This is a genomic window from Moritella sp. F3 (assembly GCF_015082335.1).
Classification (GTDB): domain Bacteria; phylum Pseudomonadota; class Gammaproteobacteria; order Enterobacterales; family Moritellaceae; genus Moritella.
Window position 1 is genome coordinate 1 of sequence record NZ_BLRL01000027.1, and the last position, 11,331, is coordinate 11,331.

Below are 11,331 nucleotides of genomic sequence, written 5' to 3' on the forward strand. Positions count from 1 at the left end.
TAATTTCTAATTTCTAATTTCTAATTTCTAATTTCTAATTTCTAATTTCTAATTTCTAATTTCTAATTTCTAATTTCAGCATTTTAATTATGCATATCATTATCATGCAAGTTTTATTACCCGCATGAGCATAATCAGTTTCTCATCACCTTACATTCCACTTAATTAACTTTTTTATCACATTTGTGCTAACAAAATACCTCTTTTGGCCGATATCCTATTTGTACCAAGATTAATTTGTTACGATTAACCCTACTAATTACAGTAGAATTAAAATACCAATGATCATTGTAAATACTCGATCTATTTTGGTTGGTTTCAAATGGGAAGAAACAATGTTAAAAAATGTCTCTATAGCTAAAAAAATAAACCTCGCACTGAGCAGTTTGTTTATCCTGATCCTCGCTATTTCTGCGTTATCACAAAGTAAGCAAGAAACAGCCTTAGTTTTATCTATTCTAGAGCAGCAAGCCCATGAACAAGCCGATACTTACTTTGATAGTTTAAATACCATGATGTTAACCGGCAGCATTGGTCAACGTGAAACCTTGCGCCATAAGATGCTAGAGAACGATAACATTGCTGATATCCGTATTGTCAGAGCAGATAAAGTCAATCAATTGTATGGTCTAGGTTTAGCCAGCGAGCAAGTCAAAGATGATTTTGATCGCCGAGCACTCGCAGGTGAAGATATCACCCAAGTAATTAGCACCCAACAAGGCGATACCTTGTTAATCACTAAACCACTTATTGCATCAAAAAATTACCGCGGCACTGATTGCACAGCTTGTCACAATGCCAAAGAAGGTGATGTACTCGGCGCAGTCAGACTCGAATATTCTCTAAGCCACTTCTACGAACAGGTACAACAAAATATTTTACGCTCGAGTGCTATTTTAGCAGTGGTATTATTTGCCGGTTTACTATTAACCTTGTTCATTATTCGTAAAGTGATCCTCAAGCCAATTAGCGAACTCACTGATAGTATGGAGCTCGCCAGTGATACCCAAGATGTTACAACCCTGATTGAAGTCAAAAGCCAGGATGAAATTGGCCGAATGGTGACCGCGTTTAATTACATGATGAGTAATTTTCATTACAGCCTCACCCATGTGCTCAATACTGCCGAGCAACTAGAAAATATCTCAACCAAGCTAAGTACCGCATCAACGCAAACTTATAATTCAGCGAATCAACAGAAACAAGAAGCCGCAACCATTAACGCTAGTATCGCCACCATGCAAACTCAGGTTGAAGATATTAAGACCAAAGCAACAATGACCACAGCAGCATCGACACAAGCAGCATTACAAACAGATAAAGGCAATATTTTAGCCTCTGCCACCATTGATGAAATAACTATACTTACAACACAGCTTGATCATGTCGTCGATAAAATGCATCAACTCGGTGAGCAAACCAATAACGTCACCAAAATTTTAGGGGTGATAAACTCTATTTCAGAGCAAACCAATTTATTGGCATTGAATGCCGCTATTGAAGCGGCTCGCGCTGGTGAAAGTGGACGTGGTTTTGCGGTTGTGGCAGAAGAAGTACGGGCATTAGCGATTAAAACGAATAACTCAACCAAAGAAATACAAACAATTGTCGGCTCATTGATTGAAACATCAAACAGCTCATTTGCAGCGATGGATACAGCTAAAGTAACAGCGGCAGAAGGCGCGATCAAAGTATCGCAACTAGCAGACATGTTAAATGAGATTGCACGGGAAATGCAGGAAATTAATCAGCTCAACGATTCCGTCAGCGAATCATCAACGACGCAACAAGAACTGACCACAGATATTCAGCATAATATTGAAATGATTGCTGTCCACTCGGACGAAACAACGGTAGTAGCAACCCATGCAAGTAGTATCAGCCAAGACTTACTCAGCCATTCAACTGAACTACTTACAAAAGTAAAAGAATTTAAATTAAGCTAACGCGTAATGACGAATAACCACTAACTTAAACCAATCGCATAACGTAACGCCTGACGCTTTAACGGTCCGGCACGTTGTGCGACTGCAAGGCCAAGATTACGTAATACCTTCATTGGCGCAGAGTTATTACTGAATACCGAATAGAATAAATCCATACTGGTTTGCATTAATAAGTTATCAGGTCTTCTCGTACGCTGGTAGCGTGCTAATAACGCTTCGCTATCCCATGCTTCACCTTCAATCACCGCACTTCTAATCAGCTCGCATAATACATTCACATCTTTAAAGCCAATATTAACGCCCTGCCCTGCTAATGGATTAATGGTATGCGCAGCATCACCCAGTAATACCACTCGACCTTGATAATACTGTTGGGCATGACGGCGTGTTAATGGAAATGACCCATGATTAGTAATTTCAAATTCGCCAATTAAATCAGGAAAGTGCTGTTGCACTTCTTTTTTCAGTTCTACGTTAGATAACTTACTGAGATACTTAATTTGCGCCGTTTGATGATACCAAACTAGCGATGCTTTATGACCCGGTAATGGTAATAGTGCCATAGGCCCTGTCGGTGAAAACTCCTGCCAAGTCACGTCTTGTTGCGCTTGCTGGGTATCAATATTAATCAACATGCAATTTTGACGGTAATCCCAGCTGCTAATGCCGATATTACTTTGCTGACGAATAATCGAATTGGCACCATCTGCGGCTAATACTAACTTAGCACGTAGCTTAACCCCAGAAGTCAGTACAATCTCGGCATAATCACTGTATTGCGTTAGCGTTGCGACTTTTTCAGGGCACATTAGCTGCACATTATCATGACGTTTCATCGCCTCAAGCAGACCCAACTGGATCACACGGTTTTCAATGATGTAGCCTAATTTATCATGACCAATATCATTGGCATGGAACTTAGTCTCACAACCACCTTGATCCCACGTTTCCAAACGGCGGTAAGGACAAAGACGCATTTCTCTGATGTTGCTCCAAGCACCAGTAGCAACAAGTAACTGCTGAGAGGCCAAACTGATTGCCGATACACGTAAATCCATCGGTTGCTCAAATGAGAACGCAGCTGGCGCTTGTGCTTCAATTACCGCAATTTTAAGGCCCGAAGGAGCAAGTAAGTTGGCAGTGCTCGCACCGACCATCCCACCACCAACAATAATTACATCAAATTCCTGCATCGTGTTTCCTGAACCGTTTAAGGATAAATTCTTATCTGAATCAGAATTCTACCAAGCTTTACGTTTAAATGATTGCTTTGTGCAATGAAAATTACAGTAAATTTATGCATAGATGCACAGATAACGTCTAGTCAACAGCGTATTAAGGCAGTAGAATACTCGATCTTCTGTGTGTTCTCACACAACCCGAATATCGCAATAAATAATAAAGAGCAACGTGGATAATGAGTAAAAAACTGCACATTAAAACCTGGGGCTGCCAGATGAACGAATACGATTCATCAAAAATGGCAGATTTGTTAAATGCCGAAAATGGTTTTGAACTGACTGAAAACCCAGAGGAAGCGGATGTTCTTCTATTAAACACCTGTTCTATCAGAGAAAAAGCACAAGAAAAAGTATTTCACCAATTAGGTCGCTGGAAAAAGCTAAAAAAACGCAATCCGAAATTAGTGATTGGTGTTGGTGGCTGCGTAGCATCACAAGAAGGTGCTGAGATTCAAAAACGCGCGCCGATTGTAAACTTGGTATTTGGTCCACAGACTTTACACCGTTTACCTGAAATGATCACCGATGCACAAGCCGGTAAAAAAGGCCTAGTTGATGTTAGTTTCCCTGAAATCGAAAAGTTTGACCGCTTGCCAGAGCCACGTGCCGAAGGTGTGTCAGCATTCGTCTCTATCATGGAAGGCTGCTCAAAATACTGCACATTCTGCGTAGTACCGTATACGCGTGGCGAAGAAGTTAGTCGTCCACTGGATGATATCTTATATGAAATTGCTCAATTAGCAGAGCAAGGTGTACGTGAAGTTAACTTACTTGGTCAAAATGCCAATGCATACCGTGGTGAAATGCACGACGATGATATGTGTTCATTTGCAGACTTACTACGTTATGTTGCTGCAATTGATGGTATCGACCGTATTCGCTATACCACCAGTCACCCAATTGAATTCACTAGCGATATCGTTGAAGTATATCAAGATACGCCAGAAGTAGTGTCACACTTACATTTACCAGTACAATCAGGCTCAGATCGCATCTTAACCTTGATGAAACGTGCGCATACTGCCATTGAATATAAATCATTGATCCGTAAACTGCGTAAAGCACGCCCAGGTCTGGTGATGAGCTCAGATTTCATCATTGGTTTCCCAGGTGAAAGCAAGCAAGACTTCGCTGATACCATGAAACTGATTGAAGACATCGAATACGATATCAGCTTCAGCTTCATCTACAGCGCACGTCCTGGTACGCCTGCTGCAGATTTACCTGATGATGTATCATTAGAAGAAAAGAAAGAACGTTTGAAAATTCTACAAACGCGTATTAGCCAAATGTCACAAAAAATTGGGCGTAATATGGTTAACACAACACAACGTATTCTAGTTGAAGGTCCATCGAAGAAAAATATCATGGAACTGACTGGTCGTACTGAAAACAACCGAGTGGTTAACTTCGAAGGTTCTCCAGATCTTATCGGTACGTTTGTTGATGTCGACATTGTTGATGTATTCCCTAACTCTATCCGTGGTGTATTCATCCGCGGTGAAGATGAGATGGGCTTACGTAGTGACGTTAAACCAAGTGAGATCTTGGCACGTGCTACCAATCAACCAAATGAGCTAGGTGTTGCTAAATTCACCCCATAAGAGCTAGACTTAGAGCCATTAATGATCGTTAATGGCTCTGCCTAATGAGACTATTTTGAATAAAAATACGACAACGCTCGATATATTTTTAGAACCAGCCGACAGCGCCAGACTCGCACATTTGTGTGGCCCGTTTGATGACAACCTTAAACAACTAGAACGTCGTTTAGAAGTTGAAATTACGTATCAAAATAATCAATTCCATATAACCGGAAATCCTGTTAATGCCCATTGTTGCATGGATATTCTTCGTGAGCTTTATGTCGAAACTCAGCCAGTTAAAGGCCAAGTAACCGACATTGAACCTGAAAAAATCCACTTAGCAATACAAGCATGCAGATTAGTCGAACCGGAACCTATTGCCAAAGTAGCCAACTTTAATACAGTGATTAAAACCAAACGCGGTATAATAAAGCCCCGTGGTGACAATCAAGCCAATTACATTGCCAATATTTTAACGCATGATATAACCTTTGGTGTTGGCCCTGCAGGTACAGGTAAAACTTACTTAGCCGTCGCAGCTGCTGTTGATGCATTAGAACGTCAAGAGGTTCGCCGTATATTACTGACTCGTCCGGCCGTGGAAGCAGGTGAAAAATTAGGTTTTCTGCCCGGTGACTTAAGCCAGAAAGTTGACCCTTATTTACGTCCACTCTACGACGCGTTATTTGAAATGCTAGGTTTTGAAAAAGTGGAACGTTTAATTGAGCGTAATGTCATAGAAATAGCCCCCCTTGCTTACATGCGAGGACGCACCTTAAACGATGCATTTATTATTTTAGATGAAAGTCAGAACACGACTATTGAACAAATGAAAATGTTTTTAACCCGTATTGGCTTTAACTCCAAAGCGGTGATCACTGGCGATATTACCCAAGTCGACTTACCCAAGCACATCACATCAGGCTTACGCCATGCAATCGATGTACTTGAGCCAGTGAAAGATATTAGTTTTAACGTTTTTATATCCAATGATATTGTTCGCCACCCTGTTGTTGCAAAAATTGTCGATGCCTATGAACAATTTTAACATAGCATCACCCGTAAGGATAAAGATTAATGACTACCACACTCGATTTACAAATTGCCACTGAAGATGAGCAGCAATTACCAACAGAACAACAATTTACAACCTGGCTAGACGCGGCAGTGAAACTGTTTCAAGAAAGTGCAGAAGTCACTATACGTATTGTTGATAACGAAGAAAGCCAACAATTAAATAGCGATTACCGTGGCAAAGACAAACCAACTAACGTACTGTCGTTTCCATTCGAAGTACCAGAAGGCATTGAATTAAACCTACTTGGTGACTTAATCATCTGCAAACAAGTTGTTGAACGTGAGGCGCTTGAGCAACAAAAGCCACTGACCGCACATTGGGCACATATGGTTATCCATGGAACTTTACATTTACTCGGCTATGATCATATTATCGATGAAGAAGCTGACGAGATGGAAGCTTTAGAAACCGAAATAATGCTAAAACTCGAATTTGAAGACCCCTATATTGCTGAAAAGTAATATTAATATCATTAACCTTACTTAACTTAGGTACAACAAACTATGAACGACGACAAACCTCACTCGACAAACGGTTCATCAAAAAAAGGGTTTTTTGAGAAATTTTCTCAATTATTCCAAGGTGAGCCGAAAAACAGAGAAGAGCTTGTAGAAGTTATCCAGGATGCAGAAAACCGCGAACTGATCGATCAGGACACTAAAGATATGATTGAAGGTGTGCTTGAAGTCTCAGGACTAAAAGTACGCGATATTATGATCCCACGCTCGCAGATGATTACCATCGATAAGAGCCAAGGGGTAGATGAGTTTTTACCTATTATGATTGACTCTGCGCACTCGCGCTTCCCAGTCGTCAATGAAGATAAAGATCATATTGAAGGGATCTTGTTAGCTAAAGATCTACTTGAATTCGTGTTCGCTGGAAAATCAGATAGTTTTAAATTATCGTCGATTCTACGCCCAGCAGTTGTTGTACCAGAAAGTAAACGTGTTGATAAACTCCTGAAAGAGTTTCGTTCTGAACGCTACCATATGGCCGTTGTGGTTGATGAATTTGGTGGTGTATCGGGCCTTGTTACCATTGAAGATATTCTCGAAGAGATCGTGGGTGACATTGAAGATGAATTCGATGAAGATGAGTCAGCACAAGAAGACATTCGCCGTATTAATAAAAGCGTGTTTTCAGTACAAGCATTAACCCCGGTTGATGATTTTAATGATTACTTTTCATCTAACTTTAATGATGATGAAGTGGATACCATCGGTGGCATGATTGCCCATGCATTTGGTCACTTACCAGAGCAAGGTGAAATTATCACTGTGGATGAATTTCAATTCAAAGTCATTTCTGCTGACCGCCGTCGTATCATTCAATTACAAGTGAAGGTACCAGAAGCACAGCAAGATCACTTAGCTGAATCCGCTTAACCGTCGCAGTGACAGGTTACTCCACTTGTCGCTGTAAATAGCACAAAGGAATAACCTATCAAATCACTGATCCAAAAAATAGGCGCACCACTGACTGGCGCGCTTAGCGTTTTTGCTTTTGCACCATTTGATTACAGCATTAGTTTATACGTTTCACTATTTTTCCTACTCTTTATTCTCGATAATAAACCCGCCAAACATGCCGCTGGATATGGTTTTCTGTGGGGGCTAGGTTTCTTTATTGCTGGTATTCATTGGGTTGCGGTCAGTATCCTCGATTTTGGTGGCCTACCTATTCCCGTCGCCGTATTACTGGTAGTCCTATTATGTGCTTACCTCGCTATATACCCTGCGCTTTGTGCCTATCTACTTAATCGTTTTACCTCGCATTCAGCATTATTACGTTATTTTGTGGCTTTTCCGGCAATCTGGTTAATTACAGATTGGTTACGCGGTTGGGTAATGACCGGTTTTCCGTGGCTACAGTTTGGTTACAGCCAAATGGATACCCCACTCGTCAGTTTTGCCCCTCTCCTCGGTGTCGAAGGCATCACCGTCGCCGTCTGTTTGATTACGGCCAGCCTGTATTATGCTTATCGTGAACGTAAAGCCGTGATACCAATCATCATGATATCCGCGATCGTATTTTCAGCGATATCGCTGAAGGGGCTAGAATGGACAACGCCAGAATTGAGTAAATCCATTGCTTTAGTGCAAGGTAATACTAACCAAGATGAAAAATGGTTGCCAGAGAAACGCTCTGAGATTCTAAACGAATACTTGAAGCTCAGCTTAGACAATACCGATGCAGATATCATCATTTGGCCAGAATCTGCAATCCCAGCATTAGAGTTCCAAGTAAAAAATTATTTGGATTACATCAGTGAGCTCATGCGCCAGAGTGATACAACCCTTATCACCGGTATTATTAATTACCAGCGTGTCGACGATGTTGATGAATATTACAATGCCGTGATCGTACTAGGTCAGCCTGAGCAAGAAGCAAATCACTCACCAGTAAACGACCGTTATTATAAAAATAAACTGTTACCAATTGGTGAATTCGTACCGTTTGAAGATCTATTAAGACCAATTGCCCCGCTGTTTAACTTACCAATGTCATCATTTCAACGTGGTGGTGAAGAACAGTTAAACTTAGCGGCCAGTAATACCCATATTGCCACTGCAATTTGCTATGAAATAGCCTTCAATCAAACACTAGTGAATACTGTAAAACCTGATACCGGCTTTATTTTAACCGTAAGTAACGACGCTTGGTTTGGCACTTCAATTGGTCCAAATCAGCATCTAGAGATTGCCAGAATGCGCGCATTTGAATTTCAACGTCCAGTGCTGCGCAGTACTAATACCGGTATTACAGCCGTATATGACGCCAAAGGTAAAGAAGTCGGTCGCATAGCACAATTCGAAAAAGCAGTATTACGTGTTGATGTCACACCGTATCAAGGTACAACACCATTTAATCGCTATGGTAATACGCCACTGCTAATACTAGCATTCCTATTATTCAGCTTTGTGCTTGGACATGATTTTTTAAACAAGAAAAGAATTACCAAGAATCAGCTTAAAAACGCAGTATAAATCGCGACAGGAAGTATTGAAAAATAGCACAATAAAAATGGCACCTGATTCGGTGCCATTTTTATGTTTAACTCTTTATATTCATGAGCAATAGTACAAGCATCTAAATAAATAACGCGACTTTCGTTTTAGCGATATAAAAAATCATCACAAAAAATACCATTGTTATCCCGATACAGAACTGACGCACTTTTAAATTCATTTTTGGTTTAAAGGCCAGCATGGCAAAACCCACATAAGCAAATAACAAAACAAACTTCTCAGTCACCCAACCATCAATAAATGGATATTGATCGATCGTTACACACAAAGCCAGTCCAGATAAAATAAGCACGACGTTAAGTACTTTATGGACCTTAAATAAAATCACATTGTTAATATATTCAGAGCCTTTAATCGCCCAAAATGTGCGTAATGCAAAACTTAACAAGCTAATCAGCAGTAACGCCAGATGCGCTTTCAGTAATAATGGATACATGATAATTCCGTTAACAGAATAGAAATAAGGCTTATGATGATAACCAGCAATTTAAAATCTGTTTTGACCCAGATCATAATTTAACAATTGGATAACAATTTAGACCGTATACTCTTGTCTTACAAATCGGTAAACTAGCGCTACGGTATATAGCTAAACAAACACGACTATCTAGCCAAGAGAGATAAGCAATGCAAGTTAAAGTCATTCCAGTTACGCCTTTTGAACAAAATTGCAGTCTATTAATCTGCCCTGAAACCAAAAAAGCTGCGATCGTTGATCCCGGTGGTGACATTGATAAGATTCTTAGCCAAATAAAAAAACACGGTGTAGAAGTAGAGAAGATCTTTCTAACCCATGGTCATATGGATCACGTTGGCGGTACTGAAGCACTTGCAGAAGCACTACAGGTATCAATTGAAGGCCCGCATATTGCCGACAAATTCTGGTTAGATCAATTACCGATGCAGGGACAAATGTTTGGTTTTCCACACGTACCACCATTTGCACCACAACGCTGGTTAGAGCACGGCGATAGCATTACATTTGGTAATCAGCAATTAACAGCACTCCACACACCAGGACATACTCCAGGTCATGTGGTATTTAATCACGTAGAGACTAAACAAGTTATTGTCGGTGATGTACTATTCAGTGGCTCTATAGGTCGTACTGATTTTCCGCAAGGCTGCTTTAATACCTTAATGACGGCAATCAAAGGCCAGTTATGGACATTACCAGAAGAAACCGTATTCTTCCCAGGTCATGGACCAACATCGACTATCGGTCATGAAAAAAGAACCAATCCTCACGTAAGATAACGTGTGAATGAGGATAAGCTCAGGCTCCTGTAATGATCAGCCTGAATAAAAGCATTTAAGCCCAAGTATATGCAAATATAGCTTGGGCTTATTTTTAACTGAAAGCCATGCACATGGCCATTTATCTGTAGGTTTTATTTAGCTTGCAGTAATTGGCAAGTATCGCGTACGCTTTTAGCAATAGTATCCCAGTCATTATTGGCAATATCAGCAGTCGTTGCGATCCAGCTACCGCCACAGGCAACAACTTGCGGTACAGCAAGATAGTCCATTACATTTGATGGTTTGATACCACCGGTAGGCATCAATTTAATTTGGCTATAGGGTCCAACTAATGCTTTGACCATGTTAACGCCACCCGATGCTTCTGCAGGAAAGAATTTAACCACCTTGATACCCAACTCTAACGCTTGCTCAATTTGACTCGGATTATTAATACCCGGAATGATTTTGATGCCATTATCAATGCAATAATTCACCGTTGTCGGGTTAAAACCAGGACTAATAATAAAGTCAGCGCCCGCAGCCACCGCTTCATCCACTTGCGCTATGGTTAATACCGTTCCAGCACATAAGATCACATCAGGAAACGCGGCGCGAATACGGCGAATCGACTCACCAGCCGCGGCACTACGAAAGGTAATTTCAGCAGCAGGTAAGCCGTTATCAGATAATACTTCGACCAGTTTTACCGCATCATCGGCATTTTCAATTTGGATCACAGGCATCACAGCTAATGCTGCTAGCTGATCAATTAACTCATTATTTATCATTCCAATCCGAGTCCTTTTAATTGCACCATGAATAAATTAAGCTGACTTTTATTAGTCATAGCTAATTCTATCACGACCAATATAAAGAGGTTGAGAGAGGCGTGGCATTCGCACAATTATGTACCATTTCCACTGAATTTAAGGCACAAAAAAAGCCTGAATATTTCGATTCAGGCTTTCGTTGTTTGTTGGCAAAGAGAAAGTGGACGACTTTTTATAAACCGCAACTCGCGGCCTCCGGCGTGTCGGCCGCTTATCTTTTTATAAAGAGTCTAACCAGCTGAATACGTTTAATAAAATACAGCGCTCCACAAAATCTGTTTTCTGTATTCCTGAATTTTAGGCATAAAAAAACCTGAATCAATGATTCAGGTTTTTTTATTAGTTGGCGGAGTGGACGAGACTCGAACTCGCGACC

Annotated in this window: 10 protein-coding genes; 7 read left to right on the forward strand and 3 right to left on the reverse strand. The window is 40.7% G+C overall.

The genetic code is table 11. The annotated features are described in order from the left end of the window. Positions 1 to 335 precede the first annotated feature (335 nt). Entirely contained in the window at positions 336 to 1,946 is a 1,611-nt protein-coding gene (locus JFU56_RS22270; RefSeq protein WP_198439409.1) for a methyl-accepting chemotaxis protein, read from the forward strand. 20 nt (positions 1,947 to 1,966) lie between these two features. Here JFU56_RS22270 and JFU56_RS22275 read toward each other — a convergent pair whose 3' ends face one another. Continuing rightward, complete coding sequence (locus tag JFU56_RS22275) at positions 1,967 to 3,139, reverse strand: FAD-dependent oxidoreductase (RefSeq protein ID WP_198439410.1); 1,173 nt, start codon at positions 3,137 to 3,139, stop codon at positions 1,967 to 1,969. 224 nt (positions 3,140 to 3,363) lie between these two features. On the opposite strand from JFU56_RS22275, the gene miaB reads away from it, so the two are divergent. From miaB to lnt, 5 genes are all read left to right on the forward strand, one after another. Next, the gene (gene miaB, locus JFU56_RS22280) at positions 3,364 to 4,791 is read left to right on the forward strand and encodes a tRNA (N6-isopentenyl adenosine(37)-C2)-methylthiotransferase MiaB (protein ID WP_198439411.1); all 1,428 of its coding nucleotides are present in this window, start codon (positions 3,364 to 3,366) and stop codon (positions 4,789 to 4,791) included. A 31-nt stretch (positions 4,792 to 4,822) separates the two neighbouring features. Beyond that, on the forward strand, positions 4,823 to 5,821 hold the full coding sequence (locus JFU56_RS22285) for a PhoH family protein (RefSeq protein WP_198439412.1): 999 nt from the start codon (positions 4,823 to 4,825) through the stop codon (positions 5,819 to 5,821). A 29-nt stretch (positions 5,822 to 5,850) separates the two neighbouring features. Continuing rightward, complete coding sequence (gene ybeY / locus JFU56_RS22290) at positions 5,851 to 6,312, forward strand: rRNA maturation RNase YbeY (RefSeq protein ID WP_198439413.1); 462 nt, start codon at positions 5,851 to 5,853, stop codon at positions 6,310 to 6,312. A gap of 42 nt (positions 6,313 to 6,354) precedes the next feature. Further along, the gene (corC, locus tag JFU56_RS22295; RefSeq protein ID WP_198439414.1) at positions 6,355 to 7,239 is read left to right on the forward strand and encodes a CNNM family magnesium/cobalt transport protein CorC; all 885 of its coding nucleotides are present in this window, start codon (positions 6,355 to 6,357) and stop codon (positions 7,237 to 7,239) included. 90 nt (positions 7,240 to 7,329) lie between these two features. Next, complete coding sequence (gene lnt / locus JFU56_RS22300; RefSeq protein ID WP_256432197.1) at positions 7,330 to 8,841, forward strand: apolipoprotein N-acyltransferase; 1,512 nt, start codon at positions 7,330 to 7,332, stop codon at positions 8,839 to 8,841. Positions 8,842 to 8,944: 103 nt separating this feature from the next. Here the strand turns inward: lnt and JFU56_RS22305 are convergent, their stop codons facing one another. Further along, complete coding sequence (locus JFU56_RS22305; protein ID WP_198439415.1) at positions 8,945 to 9,319, reverse strand: SirB2 family protein; 375 nt, start codon at positions 9,317 to 9,319, stop codon at positions 8,945 to 8,947. Between the two features lie 191 nt (positions 9,320 to 9,510). Here JFU56_RS22305 and JFU56_RS22310 point away from each other — a divergent pair, with 191 nt between their 5' ends. Then, on the forward strand, positions 9,511 to 10,140 hold the full coding sequence (locus JFU56_RS22310; RefSeq protein WP_198439416.1) for an MBL fold metallo-hydrolase: 630 nt from the start codon (positions 9,511 to 9,513) through the stop codon (positions 10,138 to 10,140). Positions 10,141 to 10,274: 134 nt separating this feature from the next. On the opposite strand, the gene JFU56_RS22315 is transcribed toward JFU56_RS22310, so the two are convergent. Continuing rightward, on the reverse strand, positions 10,275 to 10,913 hold the full coding sequence (locus JFU56_RS22315) for a bifunctional 4-hydroxy-2-oxoglutarate aldolase/2-dehydro-3-deoxy-phosphogluconate aldolase (RefSeq protein WP_198439417.1): 639 nt from the start codon (positions 10,911 to 10,913) through the stop codon (positions 10,275 to 10,277). Positions 10,914 to 11,331: the final 418 nt, after the last annotated feature.

Bases quoted from the DNA above. Each gene is read 5' to 3' on its own strand.
- JFU56_RS22270 (WP_198439409.1), top strand. From the start codon at position 336: ATGTTAAAAAATGTCTCTATAGCTAAAAAAATAAACCTCGCACTGAGC.
- JFU56_RS22275 (WP_198439410.1), bottom strand. From the start codon at position 3,139: ATGCAGGAATTTGATGTAATTATTGTTGGTGGTGGGATGGTCGGTGCG.
- miaB (WP_198439411.1), top strand. From the start codon at position 3,364: ATGAGTAAAAAACTGCACATTAAAACCTGGGGCTGCCAGATGAACGAA.
- JFU56_RS22285 (WP_198439412.1), top strand. From the start codon at position 4,823: ATGGCTCTGCCTAATGAGACTATTTTGAATAAAAATACGACAACGCTC.
- ybeY (WP_198439413.1), top strand. From the start codon at position 5,851: ATGACTACCACACTCGATTTACAAATTGCCACTGAAGATGAGCAGCAA.
- corC (WP_198439414.1), top strand. From the start codon at position 6,355: ATGAACGACGACAAACCTCACTCGACAAACGGTTCATCAAAAAAAGGG.
- JFU56_RS22305 (WP_198439415.1), bottom strand. From the start codon at position 9,319: ATGTATCCATTATTACTGAAAGCGCATCTGGCGTTACTGCTGATTAGC.
- JFU56_RS22310 (WP_198439416.1), top strand. From the start codon at position 9,511: ATGCAAGTTAAAGTCATTCCAGTTACGCCTTTTGAACAAAATTGCAGT.
- JFU56_RS22315 (WP_198439417.1), bottom strand. From the start codon at position 10,913: ATGATAAATAATGAGTTAATTGATCAGCTAGCAGCATTAGCTGTGATG.